General features: G+C 66.7%; 14 protein-coding genes and 3 pseudogenes. 5 read left to right on the top strand and 12 right to left on the bottom strand.

What is annotated here, in order from left to right; translation table 11 throughout:
* Positions 1-9: 9 nt before the first annotated feature.
* Positions 10-2,211, top strand: coding sequence for an NACHT domain-containing protein (locus ACIBJB_RS06150; RefSeq protein WP_398927014.1), 2,202 nt, complete (start codon positions 10-12; stop codon positions 2,209-2,211).
* A 173-nt stretch (positions 2,212-2,384) separates the two neighbouring features.
* Here the strand turns inward: ACIBJB_RS06150 and ACIBJB_RS06145 are convergent.
* Together ACIBJB_RS06145 and ACIBJB_RS06140 are read right to left on the bottom strand one after the other, a co-directional pair.
* Positions 2,385-2,654, bottom strand: a pseudogene (locus ACIBJB_RS06145) (transposase); the annotation flags it as partial.
* Between the two features lie 17 nt (positions 2,655-2,671).
* Positions 2,672-3,004: pseudogene (locus tag ACIBJB_RS06140) on the bottom strand (transposase); the annotation flags it as partial.
* A 35-nt stretch (positions 3,005-3,039) separates the two neighbouring features.
* Here ACIBJB_RS06140 and ACIBJB_RS06135 point away from each other — a divergent pair.
* Entirely contained in the window at positions 3,040-3,708 is a 669-nt protein-coding gene (locus ACIBJB_RS06135) for a transposase (protein WP_398927012.1), read from the top strand.
* 75 nt (positions 3,709-3,783) lie between these two features.
* A complete protein-coding gene (locus ACIBJB_RS06130) occupies positions 3,784-4,017 on the top strand; it encodes a hypothetical protein (RefSeq protein ID WP_398927010.1) in 234 nt (77 codons plus the stop codon).
* A 730-nt stretch (positions 4,018-4,747) separates the two neighbouring features.
* Here ACIBJB_RS06130 and ACIBJB_RS06125 read toward each other — a convergent pair.
* Positions 4,748-5,734, bottom strand: a complete 987-nt coding sequence (locus tag ACIBJB_RS06125) for a helix-turn-helix domain-containing protein (protein WP_398927008.1) — start codon at positions 5,732-5,734, stop codon at positions 4,748-4,750.
* Positions 5,735-5,987: 253 nt separating this feature from the next.
* Positions 5,988-6,851: a LysR family transcriptional regulator gene (locus ACIBJB_RS06120; protein WP_398927006.1), complete on the bottom strand. Its 864-nt coding sequence runs from the start codon at positions 6,849-6,851 to the stop codon at positions 5,988-5,990.
* A gap of 93 nt (positions 6,852-6,944) precedes the next feature.
* Here ACIBJB_RS06120 and ACIBJB_RS06115 point away from each other — a divergent pair, with 93 nt between their 5' ends.
* Positions 6,945-7,829 (top strand): aldo/keto reductase family oxidoreductase, encoded by an 885-nt coding sequence (locus ACIBJB_RS06115; protein WP_398927004.1) that lies wholly within the window; start codon positions 6,945-6,947, stop codon positions 7,827-7,829.
* Positions 7,830-8,603: 774 nt separating this feature from the next.
* The gene (locus ACIBJB_RS06110; protein ID WP_398928389.1) at positions 8,604-9,014 is read left to right on the top strand and encodes a TetR family transcriptional regulator; all 411 of its coding nucleotides are present in this window, start codon (positions 8,604-8,606) and stop codon (positions 9,012-9,014) included.
* Here ACIBJB_RS06110 and ACIBJB_RS06105 read toward each other — a convergent pair.
* From ACIBJB_RS06105 to ACIBJB_RS06070, 8 genes and pseudogenes are all read right to left on the bottom strand, one after another.
* The gene (locus ACIBJB_RS06105) at positions 8,922-9,797 is read right to left on the bottom strand and encodes an aldo/keto reductase family oxidoreductase (protein WP_398927002.1); all 876 of its coding nucleotides are present in this window, start codon (positions 9,795-9,797) and stop codon (positions 8,922-8,924) included. The genes ACIBJB_RS06110 and ACIBJB_RS06105 overlap by 93 nt on opposite strands.
* 107 nt (positions 9,798-9,904) lie before the next feature.
* Positions 9,905-10,168 (bottom strand): annotated as a pseudogene (locus ACIBJB_RS06100) (IS110 family transposase); the annotation flags it as partial.
* Between the two features lie 5 nt (positions 10,169-10,173).
* Positions 10,174-10,749, bottom strand: a complete 576-nt coding sequence (locus tag ACIBJB_RS06095; RefSeq protein ID WP_398927000.1) for an SRPBCC family protein — start codon at positions 10,747-10,749, stop codon at positions 10,174-10,176.
* Positions 10,750-10,894: 145 nt separating this feature from the next.
* The gene (locus ACIBJB_RS06090) at positions 10,895-11,845 is read right to left on the bottom strand and encodes an alpha/beta hydrolase (protein WP_398926998.1); all 951 of its coding nucleotides are present in this window, start codon (positions 11,843-11,845) and stop codon (positions 10,895-10,897) included.
* A 32-nt stretch (positions 11,846-11,877) separates the two neighbouring features.
* Positions 11,878-12,189, bottom strand: a complete 312-nt coding sequence (locus ACIBJB_RS06085) for a zinc-binding dehydrogenase (RefSeq protein WP_398926996.1) — start codon at positions 12,187-12,189, stop codon at positions 11,878-11,880.
* Between the two features lie 413 nt (positions 12,190-12,602).
* Positions 12,603-12,995 (bottom strand): nuclear transport factor 2 family protein, encoded by a 393-nt coding sequence (locus tag ACIBJB_RS06080; RefSeq protein ID WP_398926994.1) that lies wholly within the window; start codon positions 12,993-12,995, stop codon positions 12,603-12,605.
* A 369-nt stretch (positions 12,996-13,364) separates the two neighbouring features.
* Positions 13,365-15,557, bottom strand: a complete 2,193-nt coding sequence (locus tag ACIBJB_RS06075) for a xanthine dehydrogenase family protein molybdopterin-binding subunit (protein WP_398926992.1) — start codon at positions 15,555-15,557, stop codon at positions 13,365-13,367.
* A complete protein-coding gene (locus ACIBJB_RS06070; protein ID WP_398926991.1) occupies positions 15,554-16,537 on the bottom strand; it encodes an FAD binding domain-containing protein in 984 nt (327 codons plus the stop codon). The genes ACIBJB_RS06075 and ACIBJB_RS06070 overlap by 4 nt, the downstream gene beginning before the upstream one ends.
* Positions 16,538-16,539: the final 2 nt, after the last annotated feature.

The raw sequence follows: 16,539 nt of genomic DNA, 5'->3' as shown, positions 1-16,539 counted from the left end.
CGATGCTGGATGTCTCAGTGGGAGTTCTCGCGTGTTCGTCTCACTTCCTTGTCCTTTCTGAGCTGTACGGCGGCAGTTGGCGAACATACGGTGCGGGACCTGTGGCCGCCCGGAACCCGGTGGCTTGAGGTGACGACTCCTGTGCTCTCGGGCTGGGCCCAGCAATCTGCCACCATGCCGGTCATGGGAACAGATCGTCGCTGGGGATGGGCATTCGGGTTCGGCTGTGTGGTCCTGCTCCTACTCGCGGTCGGGCTGGGGTGGCGAGGACTACGGGTCACCTCCGTCGGCCAGGTCGACCCGCTGAGCGCCGTCCTCGCATCGCTCGCGCTGGCACTCGCTCTGTGGAGCGGGAACTTGTCCTTGCAGGCATTTCATTGGCAGTCGACCGATCCTCTCTACTGGGCTCCACGCCTGGCGAACAAGGTCGCCAACATGGAAGGGCGTGAACTGGCCCGGCTCATCGGTCGGAACATGAGAACCATCGACATCGACTTCGTCCTGCGGCCCACCCCAGGATGTGACGCCGAAGGCGCCCTGCACGCCGGGACGTTGAACGACGTGGTGTCCTACTACCGCACCCTGCGCTCGCGACGTCTGATCATCACGGGAGCGCCAGGAGCAGGCAAGACGGTCCTGCTGGTGACGCTCATCAGCGGGCTGCTGGCGGATCGCAAGGACACGGATCCCATCCCCGTACGGTTGTCCGCCTCCTCGTGGGACAGCCGTCGGCCGATCGGCGGTTGGCTAGTCGAGCATCTGACGCAGACATACGGACTGCGTCGGCGGACAGCAGCCGCGTTGGTCGAGGCGCGGCTGATAACGCCGGTGCTGGACGGTCTGGACGAGATGGATCGCGACCCGTCGCCTGAGAGCGAGTCCCGAGCGGTTCTGGCTCTTGAGGCTCTCAACGCCTTCCAGAGCGCCCAGGGCAGCCCCGGGCTGGTGGTGACCTGTCGCACCGAGCACCACAGGGCGTTGGAGACCGTGACGATGGCCATGGAGGACGCGGCGAGCGTGGAGATCCAGGCCGTCACCACGGACAAGACGCTGACGTTCGTGGAATCGCAGGTGGGACGGCACGGCATAGCGCGCTGGCAACACGTCCTTGACGCAATCGACTTCCACCCGGACGGGGCCTTGGCTCGCAGCCTCGCCACGCCGTGGCGGTTGAATCTGGCCGTGACGGTCTATCAGGAGTACGGCCCCCGGACGTACATCCGCGATCCATCCGATCTGCTGCGCCCGGAGCTGGATGACGAGGACAAGATCCGAGATCATCTGCTCAGCCTGTTCATCCCGGCCGCCGTCAAGGCGGGCCGAGAAGGCCGGAAGACCGCCTACACACCCCGGCGGGTCCACATGTGGCTCGCGACACTTGCCGGCTACCTCGGGGACAACGAGGCCACCTCGCGGTCCGTCGGCGGGCGCCTCCTGCCAGGAACCGACATCGTCCTCCACGAACTGTGGCCGCTCGCAGGCCGCCGGCCGCGATATGTCACCCTCGCAGCCGTCGCTGTCATCTGGCTGACCGGTGGTTCGATCATGCTGCTCCAGGCGCCGGACCGGATGTCCTGGCAGTACCTCGGCGCCCTGTCCGTCGCAGCAGTCTCGGCCGTCGCGATGCTGAGCGTGAATTGGGCACAGATCTGGCCCAAGCCGGCCCGCATCGATCTGTTCCAGGCGGGATGCGGGTGGATCTTGTCGTGGCTGGCGGTGTGCGGGCTGGTCGGAACTGCCGTCCTCATCAGGGCGGTGGGATGGGCGGTCCTGGCGGTGGCGCTGCCATTGACGTTGTCATTCCTGGGGCTCATCAGTACAGCCCTGCGCAATGGTCCGGTCGTGGAGGAGAACGTCGACTACGTCGCCGACCCGCGCAAGCTCATATCGCACAGTCTCTGGTTGGGGATCGCATCCGCCTTCACCATGGGCTGCACACTCGCACTGATCATGAGAGAGGCGCTGGCGCCCGGATTTGTGCTCGCATGCGCTCTGACCATGGGAGCCGGGTTCGGAATATCAGCGGGGCTCGCGGGAGTGAGGCATCTCGCCCTGCTGATGTCCACCAGAGGACGTTTGCCAACGGGCCTCGGCCGATTCCTATGGTGGTGTCACCAGGCCGGCCTGCTCAGGGCAGCCGGTGTCGCCTACCAGTTCCGGCACCATGAACTCCAGGAGTATCTCGCGCGCACTCCTGAGCCCTCTTCATGACCGCGACACCAGCTTTGGAGCGTGACGGTGCATAGATGAGCGGCAGGTTCATAGAGGGGGCGGACTCAGCGTTCGTCTCACATCGGCGTCCCACGGGCTGGACAAGGGCCATCGCCGATGAGGAATGGCCATCTGACATGTGAACCTACACTAGAGATCTTCAACCGCTGAGGTTACGGCGGTTGGAAGTCGAGGCCGGTTTTGGCGATGAGGCCGTCGATGAGGCCGGATCGGTACTGTATGCGTTTGAGCCGGGTCTTCACTAGCGCGGTGAGCTGGTCGAGACTGTGTTTGGTGAGGTTGGCCAGGGACCGCTTCAGGTGCGACCACACGCCCTCGACCGGATTGAATTCGGGAGCATACGGCGGCAGTTGGAAGACCGTCAGCCATAATCGGGCGTCGATCAGCTGCCGCATGGCGCGGCTGACGTGCGTGTTCAGATTGATGCCCCTATGTGCGGTCAACCGGTCACTGGTTCCGGTCGTGGCAATGGGACGGCCCGAATGTGCTGATTGATCTCTCGCGCCACGTATCGCTTGAGACACCTGATGACCTCACGCTTGGTCTTGCCCTCGGTGCTGCGTCGTTCGAGGTAGCGCTGGGTTCGTCCCTCGCGTCGCAGGCGTGTGAGGACGATGCGGTAGAGCGCCGCGTTCGCCTGCCGGTTACCACCGCGGTTGAGGCGGCGGTGCAGGCTCTTGCCAGATGAATGCTCGACGGGGCTCGCACCGCAGAGCGCGGCGAACGACGCCTCGCTGGTCAGGCGGTTGTGGTTTTCTCCCGCAGCGCAAAGCTGAACGCGGCCGGCGAACTCGACTGGTCACGTGCGTGCGTGGACGGTTCTCACATCCGCGCGAAAAAAGGGGGGGCGCCGACACCGGTCCGTCGCCGGTCGACCGGCGGAAAACGGGCAGCAAGTACCACCTGATCTGCGATGGACGCGGCACCCCACTCCAGGTCATCACGACCGCGGCCAACGTCAACGACCTCACCCAGATCCTCGTCCTGGTCGACGGCATCCCGCCCGTCGCGGGCCGCCCCGGCCGGCCCCGCCGCAGGACCGAAGCCCTGCTCGGCGACACGGGCTACGACTCCAACGCCCACCGCGACGAGTTGCGTCGCCGACGGATCCTGCCCGTCATCTCCCGCAAGGGATCACCGAACATCAAGGGCATGGGCAAGCACCGCTACGTCGTGGAGCAGACCTTAGCCCTGCTCCACCACTTCAAACGCCTCGCCGTCCGCTGGGAACGCCTCACCGAACTCCACGACGTCTTCGTCTCCCGGCCTGCAGTCTCATCTGCTGGCGACGACTTCGGAAGCACAAAACGACTGACCGGTGTCAGAGCAGGCCAGGACCCCAGCGGGCTATTTCAGAACGTTGGTACCCTCCGCACCTACGGCGAGGCGGGGAGACGATCATGGCAGCCGTGCCGTCGAGTCCTCCGAGCCGTTGGTTCAGAGAAACTGGCCTCGGCGTCCTCGTCGGTGGACTGACCGCGGTGGTGTCCACTGCTGCCATAGGGAATGCATGGGCTGCTTGTGACATCGGCAACGGCGTAAATCAATGGCATGACCTTGCTGTTTCTCGCCCCTCTCATATGGATCGCCGCTGCGGTTCCGTGGGTGATCCTGCACAGCACCATCGGAACACGTCATCGCAGGACAACCCTGACTGCAGGGCTCATCTTCACCCTGTGGTTCACCTGGTTCCTTGTCACCTGGCTCGGGATGCCGGACGCCTACCCCGCCCCGCTGTGCAAGGGCAATGTCCCACCCTGGTGGCCGAGCTTCATCCCGGGATGACGGCGTAGCCCGTGAACGACCTCGGCACCGGCAACCTACTCAACACCGCCACACGCCAGCAAGATCGTGTTACGAGTTCAATGGGAGCTAGGTAGCCCGGGAATGCTCGATTCCGAAGCTGTCAGCAGGTGACCACTATCGCCGCCGGAAGCTCTGACTTCTCGGGTCAGCGATCCAGCGCACCTTCGGTGCGCGCCGGGGGACGTGGTCAATGCCGTGGCGCGCGCCAAGGTGCTTCTTGTGTGCCCTGACATGGGCTGATGTCGGTCCGGGACGCTGGTGGGGTTCGTTCCGGCCGAAACCGACGCCTCTGTGATGCCGGTGACCTCGCAGGTCAGCGTGGTGCTGGGGACCGTCCACGGGAACCGTGGAGTGTCGCTGTGAAGCACGTGCGTCAGAATTCCTGATCCACCCTGATCCTCCTGGAACGGCGTACCGCTCGGCCGTTCAAAGGGCCACAAATCCTTCATCTCCCGCACAGCGTCATTTCCGAAAGCTGTCCTACAACCAACTCCCTTTCATGTTCAGGACACAAGACCTGCAACTTCACGATGCACGGTGCTCATTGGGCTGGGACGCGTCGCGAACGCCAAATCTCAAACTGGCGTAGAGGCGAACAGCGTCCTTAACTCGTGGTGTTCTGCGGGCTGGTGACATTTGGTAAATACAGTCCGGTCAACTTCCCGGCGTCATCGGTCAGTTCATACGTCGGCCCCTGCTTCAGGTCGGTTCAGCGTGCGGCCGATCCGGTCGAGCGGGCGTATTCGGTGGGCGTTTGGCCGTAGTGTTTCTTGAAGGCGCGGATGAAGTGGCTGCTGTCGGCGAAGTGCCAGCGGGCGGCGATTCCGGAGATGCTCCACCGGCCGGATGGCGATGTGAGGGCGAGCCGGGCTTCTTCCAGCCGCCGGTGGCGGATGTAGGCGGTCACCGACTCTCCTACCGTGGCGAATGCCCGTTGCAGGGTGCGTACAGAGACCTTCAGCTCGCGTGCCAGCATCGTCGGGGACAGCTCGGGATCGGCGAGGTGGCTGTTGGCGAGGTCCTTCGCGGCCCGGACGAGCGCGGGAGCCAGCTGCGGTTCCACGTCGTCGAAGCGGCGCACCGCAACGGCCTTGGCCAGTTCGATCAGGGTGCTGTGGGCGGCGTGCACACCGGCCGGGCCGAGCTCGGTGACCGTCTTCTGGATCATGTTCATGTGGGCCGTCAGCAGGCGCATCTCGGCTGAGTCCGCCGGCCCGATGACAGTCCGGTTCCCGAGTAGGGATCTGAGCGTCGCGGAGGGCAGGAAAAGGAACTGCGCCGTGGTGTGCGGCGCCGTCTCGAAGGGCATCCGCCGCCCGAAGTGCCGGAGGAGGAACTGCCCGGTCGGCACGGTGAGCTCGTCGCGGTCGGGCAGGCCGCCCAACGTCCATGTGCCGCCCCGCAATACGTGGAGCTCCACCAGGTCCCGATCGCCGCCCGGGGGGTCCGCGATCCGGGTGGCCGACGCCATGTGGAGATCAGCGATCACCACATCGCGCACCCTGGCGACGCGTCCCTTGATCCGGAAGTCGGCGACCGTGGCCGGGCTGAAGGCCGGCAAGGGAAAGAAATCGCCGATCTGCGTCTGCCATCCACGACGGAAGGCATCGAATCCTCGCGGTACGGCACCCGGGACCCTGGAATCCACGACGAACGCCCCGGGCACCAGGTCGGTCTCCGATCCAGTGCTGTTCATCTCCGGTCGATCCACCTCGTGTTCGCTGTTCCCACGTTTTCTTGTGGCGTACATGTTCTGTCCCGACGCCGCTGCGGTTCAAGTGCCTGCCGTGCCGAGTTCCAAATGCCGTGAACACCGTTTCGCACGGTTCGGCAAGGCGTCCACTGCCTGGTGCGCTGCCGACTGCGGAACAGGGCCATTGAATTTTCACGGTCCCATGAAGGCAAAAGGGGGACGCTGTGATGAGTCATCCGACGGTCTCCGAGGCCGGTCATAGCCGGGTGGCTGTGCTGATCAGCCCCGCGAGGGCGAGGGAGCGGCTGTGCGCGGGCCAGGCGATGTGGGTGACGACGGGGGGTGCGTCGGTCAGGGGGACGGCGGTGTGCTCGGCCCACAGCCAGGAGCGGGCGGAGTCGGGGAAGACGGCCACGGTGCGACCGAGGGCGATCAACTGGGCCAGCTGCGTCTGGTCGCGGATCTCGGGGCCCGGGCCGGGTGGGTAGGCACCGTCGTGGGCCCAGCGGGCGAGCGGAAGATCGGGGATGTCGCTGATGTCGGCGAGGGACAGTGTCCTGTGCGTGGCGAGGGGGTGCCCGGCGGGCAAGATGGCGATCTGCCCTTCGGTCATCAGTTCCTCACTGTCGAACCCGGTGAGGGAGTTGAACGGCGCGTGCATGAGCGCCACATCGGCGCGGCCGTCACGCAGCATCTCGCCCTGCTCGCACGTGCCGCTCGGCAGTACCTCGATCTCGGCGGCGTCGGGCTCGACCGCGTAGGCGTCGAGGAGCTTGTGCAACAGTTCGTGGGATGAGCCGGCCTTCACCGCCAGTACCAGGCGGTTGCGGGAGCTGCCCGGACGGTCGGCGCCGCCGGCACGGCGGGTGCGGCGGGCGGCGGCGGTGGTCGCGTCGAGGGCCGCGCGGCCCTCGTGCAGCAGCATCTCTCCGGCGTCGGTCAAGGCGACGCCGCGGCGGTTGCGCTGCAGCAGGGCGACGCCGAGGCGCCGCTCGAGTTGCTGAATCGCCCGGGACAGCGGTGGCTGCGCCATGCCAAGGCGCTTGGCGGCACGGCCGAAGTGCAGTTCCTCGGCGACGGCCAGAAAGTACCTCAGCTCGCGGGTGTCCAAGGTGTCCATGACCCCAGCATACGTCGGTGATACCCACTGGGTATGACAGGGCACCGTATCGGTATTGGATGCGACTCCTGTCCGGGAGTGACCATCGACGGCATGAGCGACACCACGAACACACCCTCCCCGTCACTGCCCGGCGGCACCTGGACCCTGGGCGACCTGACCGTCAACCGCTTCGGGTACGGCGCCATGCAGCTCGCCGGCCCCGGCGTCATGGGCATGCCCGCCGATCACGACGGCGCGCTCGCCGTCCTGCGTGAGGCCGTCGCCCTGGGCATCACCCACATCGACACCTCCGGCGCCTACGGACCACGCGTCACCAACCAGCTGATCCGTGAAGCGCTGCACCCCTATGCCGCATCACTTCACATCGTGACGAAGGTCGGCGCGGTCCGCGATGAGCAGGGCGGCTGGCCCCCTGCCCGGCGGCCCGAGGATCTGCGCCGCGCCGTACACGAGAACCTTGAGGACCTCGGAGTCGACGCTCTCGACGTGGTCAATCTCCGGCTCGGCGACGCCCAGGGCCCCCGGCCCGGCTCACTCGCCGAGCCGTTCGGGACCCTCGTCGAACTCCAGCAGGAGGGCCTGATCCGGCACCTGGGAGTGAGCAACACGACGCCGGAGCAGGTCGCCGAGGCGCAGGCGATCGCGCCGATCGTGTGCGTGCAGAACATGTACAACCTCGCCTACCGCCAGGATGACGAACTGATCGACGACCTTGCCGCCAAGGGCATCGCCTACGTTCCGTTCTTCCCGCTCGGCGGCTTCACCCCGCTGCAGTCCGCGGCGCTGACCGCGGTCTCCGCCCGGCTGGATGCGACGCCGATGTCGGTCGCCCTGGCCTGGCTGCTGCAGCGGTCACCGAACATTCTGCTCATTCCCGGCACCTCGTCGGTGGCCCACCTGCGCGAGAACGTCACCGGTGCGGGACTCTCGCTCTCCGAGGAGGAACTCGCCGAGCTGGACAAGATCGGCCGCTGAACCTGCCCGGGGCGTCCGCCCGGTGAGGTCGAGCCGCGGATCCGGAGCAGGAGCCGCGAAACGGCATGCCGGCCGGGACGGCAGTGACTTTGTTGCGCGTCCCGGTCGGCATGGTCGGCGCACGCCACCACTCCGCCCTTTCCTCGCGTGGTCGACCGCCTTCTTGAGGGCAGATGAAGGCACCGGCGTTCACGAGCATGCCGACGGCCCAGTGGTGAGCCCAGGCCGCCAACGAACAGTCCACGATGACCAGCGCTGACGTCGGCCTGCTCGCGAGCTGGGGCCGCGACACCACGCCCCCCATCAACGAAGACAGATCGCGTCATTGCAGAAACTGGTGGCCGGCCATCACCCCAGGCACCGAGATCAGGCACACGGTCCACCACTACCGGTGCGTGACCGCCGCCCCACCCCTTTCAGGCCGCTCCTGCGGCCGCTCCGATGACAGGCCGACCTGCCTACCGGTAGCCACGGCTCGACCAACACCCCACTCGCCGTGAGCCGCGACGCCTGCTGAGGCCTCATCCGAGAGCGCGCTCGGCCAAGACAGCAGGGATTCTCCATGTCCTCGACCAAGCCCCGAAACCCAGTGGCCCTTTGCATCGTGGGCGCGGCGTCCGCCGCGCTGCTCGTCACCGCCGTCGCGGTCGCGCCCCAGAACGCGTCGGCCGTCTCGGAGCGTGCATCGGGCGTCACCCGCCACACGATCACCGAAAAGGTCTCACTCACCGGCAGCGGACCGGCTGACCAGACGGTGAGTGCCCTGGTCACTGAATCTGGAAGTGCGCTTTCGGGAAGGAGGGACCATCGCCGACAGGGAGCAACACCGCGAGCGGCAAGATCGTCGACTGCCGAGGGGCCCCTGAGGTAGCACGCCGGGCGGGGGTGACGCACGGCCTGGTGATACGGCATTTCGGGTCCAAGGAGCAGTTGTTCCTTGCCGCGGTGCCCAGTCCCCGCACGCTGATGGCACAGGTGGCCGGCGATCCCATGTCGTTGCCGACGCGCAGCGCCCGGTCCTCCGTCCGACGCATGACCCTCAGCGGCGGCAACGACTCCTTGTGGCTTGTGGGCCGTTCAGCTACGGGGCATTCAGCGGCCGATGTCGTCCAGCTCGGTCAAGTCCTCATGCGAGAGGGAGAGTCCCGCGCCGGCGATGTTCTCGCGCAGGTGCGCTGTCGATGACGTGCCGGGGATGAGCAGGATGTTCGGTGATCGCTGCAGCAGCCAGGCCAGTGCGACGGACATCGGTGTCGCCTTCAATCGAGCGGCGACCGCCGAGAGCGCCGAGGACTGGAGCGGGGTAAAGCCCCCGAGGGGGAAGAAGGGCACGTACGCGATGCCTTCGATGGCGAGCCGGTCGATGAGCTTGTCGTCGTGGCGGTGGGCGAGGTTGTACATGTTCTGCACGCACACGATCGGCGCGATACTCACCGCCTCGGTGACCTGCTCCTCGGTGGCGTTGCTGACCCCGAGGTGGCGGATCAGGCCCTGCTGCTGGAGTTCCACGAGCGTCTCGAACGCCTCGGCGAGCGAGCCGGGCTGGGGACCTTCGGCGTTCCCGAGTCGGAGGTTGACCAGGTCGAGTACGTCGAGCCGGAGGGACCTGAGGTTGTCGTGGACCTGGCGGCGCAGATCTTCGGGTCGCCGAGCAGTGGGCCAGCCACCCTGTTCGTCGCGGGTCGCGCCCACCTTGGTCACGATGTGCAGCGACTCGGGATAGGGGTGCAGTGCCTCGCGGATCAACTCGTTGGTGACGCGCGGCCCGTAGGCGTCGCTGGTGTCGATGTGGGTGATACCGAGGTCGACCGCCGCTTCGCGCAGAACGGCCAGGGCGCCCTCGCGATCGGTGGGCGGCCCCATGACCCACGGACCGGCCAGTTGCATGGCGCCGTAGCCGAACCGGGTGACGGTCAGGTCACCCAGAGTCCAGGTGCCGCCGGGAAGAGAGAGGGAGGGTGTGCTCATGCTGTTGCCTTTCGTCGTGCACGTGGGGGGTGCCCCTATGTGGTTCATCAAGGGAATCGGGCTGCATCAGAGACGTGAGCCCAGGCAGCATGGCGGTGTGTCTGATCTGCCGTGGGACGACGTGGACGTGCGCGTTTCTTGTCGTAGTAGGCCCGTGATGCCGGGTCGGCCAGGGAGGCGAACGCGGAGAGGAAGAAGGCCCGCTTCAGCTGTTTGTTGCCGCGGCGGGAGGGCTGTTCACCGGGGATCGAGGAGCCCGAACTTCTGGTCGCGGGAGCCAGGCCCGCGTAGGAGGCCAGGTGGGCGGCGGTCGGGAAGGTGCTGGCGTCGCCGGCGTCGATGAGGATGCGGGCTACTGTCCTGACCCCAACTACGCCTACGAGCGGTTTTCTTCCGATTCGATCACTTGCACGCACCTCGCGAGGGCGGCCACCATGTATCGGCGCCAGAGGGGAGTGAATGGACCGGCGAGAATCCAGCGACGACCCGGAAGAGGCTTGAATTCGTAGGTCCACCGAATGAGGGTGCCATCGCCGTCGGGGTTGAAGTTCCATTCACCTCGAACGCCGGCCGCGAGTCGGGAGAGGATGTTCGTGAATCCCGTCAGCTGATACGCAAAGCTAGAGCCTTCCGTGTACTCGATCAACTGTTCGTCGGCCTGCGACCCGTCGTCGAACTGCGGGTTCCTGGTGGGACCGACGTGATCCCATGCTTCGGTCTGGTTTGCCACACCTTTGACACCGGGAAAGGGTGCCACCCGGTGAAAAACGCTCGGCAGGTCGATGGGAACGATCAATCGGAACGCGTTGGCGGGCGCCACCGAAGTTCGCCGCTGGACTGTGATCGGAACAGTGTTGTCGGTTGAGCCGATAAGGAGGGGTATCGCCTGGACCGCTGCGACCCCCTGGGGCTCGGTCGTTTTCGTCCCCGCGATCGGTTTCTTGTCGGACATCGATGTTCTCCTGTCTTGGTGATGTGAATCCGCTGTGAAGCATTAACGGTTCTGTATTGCGCGCCTTGTCGCCGCCACCTGAAACGGAGACGTCTCCTCATCACCCCTATGTAGGCGTGCGTGACAGCAGGCCGCTGGTCACGGCTCAGATCGACTTGAGCACCCGGACCCGATCGGCGATGGCACGTCGCGCGACGTCGGAGGTGAAGGCGATGGAGTCGAACTCGTGCGGGGCGCCGGGGTGCAGGTGGAATTCGACCGGCACACCGGCGCGGCTGAGCTTGGTCGCGTAGGCGGTGTCCTCGTCGCGGAACACGTCGAGTTGGCCGACCTCGATGTAGGCCGGCGGCAGGCCGGTCGCATCCTCGAGACGTGCGGGAGCTGCCGTGGGCGGGACATCGGGACCGCCGGCGGCCTTGCCGAGCAGTGCCGGCCATGCGGTGCGGCTGTCGTCGTAGGACCACAGCAGGTAGGGCTCGATGTGCGGGTCGGGCGTGTTGGTGCGGTCGTTGAGCATCGGCATGAGCAGGATCTGCCGGGCGATCTGCGGGCCGCCGCGCTCGCGGGCGAGGATGGTCAGGGCCGCTGCCATGCCGCCTCCGGCGCTGTCGCCCATCACACCGATGCGGTTGGCGTCGACGTCCAGCTCGGCGGCGTGTTCGTGCAGCCAGCGCAGCGCGGTGTAGGCGTCCTCGAGCGGGGTCGGGAAGGGGTGCTCGGGGGCGCGGCGGTACTCGACGGACAGCATCGGCACGCCGCTGGAGGACACGTAGCGGGAGACCGGGCCGTCGAACAGGTCGATGTGGCCGAAGATGTATCCGCCGCCGTGGAAGAACAGCACGGCCGGCCCGGGCGTCGCGCCGTCCTTGACGTACCAGCGCATTTTGATCTGTGCGCCGTCGTCGGCGGTCGCGTAGTGCTCGCGAGTCGTCACGTCGGCCGGGATCGGCTGCGCGCCACCCGCGGCGCCGATGATCGGTTCCCACATGGCGCGGCGGCCTGCGATGTCGCCCACAGGCGGCGGCTTGACCTCGGCCATCGTGCCGGCCATCGGGGCCAGCGCCTCGGCGATCTCGGGATCCAGGGACAGTGTCATGGTCGTTTCCTTTCGAGGCTGGTCGGTCGGTGTCAGGTGGCGGGCGCGACAATGACGACCTTGCCGTGCAGCTCGCCCGCGGCGGCCTGGGCGTGGACTGCCGACAACTCCGCCAGCGGCACTCGCTGCGCGACGTCGACGCGCAGCTCGCCGGAGTCGATCAGCGCCACCAGCCGCGACAGCTGTTCGGCGTCGCTGTTGAGGAACAGGTCGACGCCGCGCCGGTCGATTACTGCAGCCGGATCGCGTAGCAGCGTGGTCCGGCCGCAGGGAAGTCCGACGTCCTCCGGCTGCAGCACCTCCCGGCGTACCCGAAGTGAGTCGGCCGGCAGTACCCGAGTCATCTCGTCCTCCCGTGCTCGACTGATCAAGCATCGCGTGAACCAGAATCCGGATGAAGGCCGTACTTATCCACGGACAAGTTGTCCGTGGCAAACCATGCGATGCAGGAGAGATGACCCGCCTGTTCGTCACGGCGCGCCAGATGTTCATTCCACGTCATCGGCAAGTGGCGGACGTCTTGCCGGTGCAGTCGGCTTGGGACCGGTGCGGTACACCCGAGGACGTGGAGGTTGTCGGAATCGGCGTCGGTGAGCTGCAGTGTGCTCGCGGTCCCGGCGCGAACGTCGCTTACTGTAACGGCCGGGGTGCTCTGTCACTACCAAGAGGCCGCTGTCATGCGTCGGTCCTCGCGCGATCACCCGATCAGGAACCTTTTCGACGAAGCCATCCCCGTGATCGATAGGCGGATGGCGTCTCAGCCCTTGAGGGCTTCCTGGAGGATGTGACTGTCGGCGACCTGCCGCATGCTGACGGCCTTGCCGTCACGGACGGTCCACAGGTGGATGAACCGGACATCGGCCTTGTCCCCGCTCTTGGTCTCGGCGTGATAGTGCCCGAACACGAAGACGTGGCCTTCGTCGTCCGCGTAGAACTCCTCGGGCCCCGGGCCGAAGGACGCGATGTTCGGCATCGGCGTGCCGAAGAAGTCCTTCGCCACGCTGTCCCAGCCGTGGTAGACGCCGCTGTTCGGAAAGCCCGGGGTGATGTCCCAGACGAAGTCCGGGGGCATGACCTCCTTGATGACCTCGGGCGCCATTCGGGATTCGTAGACCCGGCGGATGAGGGCGAGGTCGGGGGAGTCGGACATGGTGCGCTCCTTGCGGGGATGGGGGAATCGGATACGGAAAAGAAGGCCTGGTGATCAGGCGGGGCTAGGCGGTAACGGTGGCCCCGGACCCGCCGGGGATCGGGTATCCGCCCCAGCACTTCGGCCAGGGCGGTGAACTGCTGCGACTCCGGACCGGGCCAGCGGAGTCGATGTCCTCGTGGTGGCGCTGCAGGACACCGATCAGGGAAGATGACACGCGAACGCGGCCCCTGTTCGTGATCAAAGGATTCGGCACCCCTGATCATCAGGAGTCGCGTCCCTCCTTGCCGAAACGGGCGAACCACACGCTGCGGCGCATACGCAGCAATCTGCTCATCTCGCCGGCTGAGAACGCATCAGCCCTGGGGGTCAGAGCAGGAGCTCGGGGGTGATGGGCAACTGGCGGATGCGTCGGCCCGTGGCGTTGAAGACGGCGTTGGAAATGGCCGGCGTGACACCGATGCAGACGATCTCGGCGAGTCCCTTCACCCCGATCGGGTCGGCGATGCGGTCCTCGCCGCCCGCCAGGTAGATCGCCCTGATGTCGGGTATGTCGGCATGCGTAGGAACGAGGTAGTCGGCGAAGTTGGCGTTGACGATTCGGCCGTCGCGATGGTCGGTGATCGTGTGTTCGAGCAGGGCCGCGCCCAATCCGCCGATCATTGCGCCGAGTGCCTGGCTGTCGGCGAGCGCGGGACTGATGATACGGCCGGCGTCGTAGACGCCCAGCATGCGCCGGACCCGCACCAGGCCGAGCCGGGAGTGCACGGCGACCTCCGCGAACGTCGCCGCGTAGGCGTACAGGGAGTACCTTGCGGGTCCTTCCGGCGGAGCCCATGAGCCGAGTTCTTCGAGGTAGGTGGAGTTGTTGCGGGCCAGCAGGCGCTGGTACGTCTCCCCCCTCCCCGGGGCGTCCTTTACGTACAGCCGGCCGCCGCGCACCTGGACATTGGCGGGGTCGGCCCCGTGCAGCGGAGAGCCCTCGTCTCCGACGGCGAGGGCGATGGCCTTTTTCCGCAGCTTGTCGCAACCGTCCTGCACGGCGGATCCGACGCTCGCCATGGTCTGCGATCCGAAGTGTCCCGGGGCCGGAGGCAGGGTCGAGTCGCCGAGTCGAAAGATCACCCGGCGCATGGTCAGGCCCAGGGCGTCAGCGGCGACCTGTGTCATGGAGGTGGCGGTGCCGGGCCCCATGTCGCTGGTCCCGGACTGGACCAGGGCGGTGCCGTCGGCATTCAGCCGCACGGAAGCCTGGGCTGCGGCGCGCTGGGTGTCATATACGCCGGCGGCCATGCCCATGCCGAGGTGCCAGTCGCCGTCGCGCCTGGAGCCGGGTTTCAAGCTCCGCCGTTTCCAGTCGAATTCTCGGGCGCCGGTGGTGTAGCACTCGCGCAGGCGGCGGGTGGAGAACTGAAGACCGTTGGACTGGTCGTCCACGGGTTCGTTGCGCAGGCGCAGTTCGATCGGGTCCATGCCCAGTTCATGGGCGAGTTCGTCCATCGCCGACTCCAAGGGGTAGGCACCGCTGGAGTATCCCGGGCCACGCATCCACGTCGGTGTGTTGACGTCCAGGGGGACGGACCGGTGGATCTGCTTGACGTTCGGCGTGCTGTAGAGCATCCGCCCGGGGACGAGAGTGTCCTCCAGGTGCGTTTCATAGCTGGATGTCTCGGAGTCGACGTCGTGCACGGCAGCGGTCAGACGGCCCCGCCGGTCGCTGCCCATCCGAAGCCCATATGAGTACGCGGGCCGGTAGCCGATCCCGAAGTACAACTGCCTGCGTGTGAGGACGAGTTTGACGGGACGGTCCACCTGGCGGGCGGCCATGACCGCGATGACGGAGTGCACCCAGGTACGGAAGGCGTTGCCGAAGGCACCGCCGAGCACGGGCGAGATGACATGAATGTTCTCCGGCGGTATCCCGAATTCGCCTGCCATGTTGAACGTGGCGAACTGGACCGCCTGGGTCTTCTCCCAGAGGGTGAGCTTGTCCCCGTCCCAGCGGGCGACGATGCCGGCTGGTTCCATCGCGTTGTGGTGCTGGCGGGCCATCCGGTACGCCAGGCCGAGCTGGACGTCAGCGGATTTCAGTGCCTGGTCCGCGTCGCCCCGTGCATAGGTCTCAGGGTCGTCGGCGGGAGGCGCCGCGCTCATGTCGGTCGAGGGGCGCTCGGCGTGATAGGTGACCTGCATCAGGCTCGCGGCGTGCTGGGCGACCTCGAGCGTCGTTGCCACCACGACCGCGACGGGCTGTCCGAAGAAGCGCACTTGGTCGTCCTGGAAGGCCCTCAGCGGCTCGCCTGGTGGGTAGCCGTTGCTTTCGACGGGCGGAAGCCTGGGCGCGTTGAGGTGGCTGATGACCGTAAGGACACCGGGCTGGGCTAGGGCGGGACCTGCGTCGACGGCGGTGATGCGGCCGCGGCCGACGCTGCTGTCGACGATGACTGCGTGAACGACGCCGTCGGGGTTGTTGTCGCCGGCGTATTTCGCTTTCCCGGTGACCCGCAGCCGTGCGTCCACCCTGGCCACGGACGCGCCGACGGCGGCTTGTGGCTGGCTCATGAGGTGCCTCCGACGGTGCGCAGTTGCTGCTCGACGGTACGTTTGAGGAGCTCAACCTTGAAGCCGTTGTGCCTGAGGGGGTGCGCGCCCTCGGCCGCATGGCCGGCGGCCTTGTGCCACAGCCGGTCGGAGGGACGCTCGCCAATAAGGGCTTGTTCGACGGCCGGCAGCTTCCAGGGCACCGTGCCCACACCGCCGACGGCGACCTTCGCATCGAGGATCATCCCGCCGCGGATGTGGAGGGCCACCGCTGCCGAGGTCAGCGCGAACTCGTAGGACTGGCGGTCGCGGACCTTCAGATACCCGGACTTCAGCGGGCGGGGCAGGGCAGGAATCTCCACCGACGTGATCAACTCGCCTGGCTGAAGCGCCTGTTCGCGGTCAGGTGTGCTGCCGGGCTGCAGCAGGAAGTCCGTGAAGGGGATGGTGCGCCTGCCCTTGTCCGGAGCCATCAGGTGGACGCTCGCCTCCAGCGCGGCGAGCGCGACAGCCAGATCGGACGGATGTGTGGCCACGCATTGGTCGGAGGTGCCGAGGATCGCATGGCTGCGGTTGAAGCCGTTCAAGGCGGCGCAGCCGGAACCCGGCTCGCGTTTGTTGCAGTCGGCGGTCACGTCCCGGAAGTACGTGCAGCGGGTGCGCTGCATCAGGTTCCCGCCGATGGTGGCCATGTTGCGCAGCTGGGCGGAGGCGCTCAGCTCCAGAGCCTGGGAGATGACCGGGTAGCTGTCACGTATGGCGGGGTGAGCTGCGGCTTCCGCCATGCGGACCAAGGCGCCGATGCGTAAGCCGCCGTCCTCGGTGCGGTCCACATCGTGCAGCGGCAGAGCGGTGATGTCGACCAGGACATCAGGGCGCTCCACGGTTTCGCGCATCAAGTCGACGAGGGTGGTGCCGCCGGCTATGTACCGGCCGCCGCGCCCACCGGCCTCGAGGGCTTCCGTGGTGTCGGATGCCTTGGTGATGGTGAAGGGGTGCATCG

This window comes from Streptomyces sp. NPDC050759 (assembly GCF_044456945.1).
GTDB lineage: Bacteria > Actinomycetota > Actinomycetes > Streptomycetales > Streptomycetaceae > Streptomyces.
Note: the sequence above shows the minus strand (reverse complement) of the source record. Positions and strands in the feature narration are given on the sequence as shown.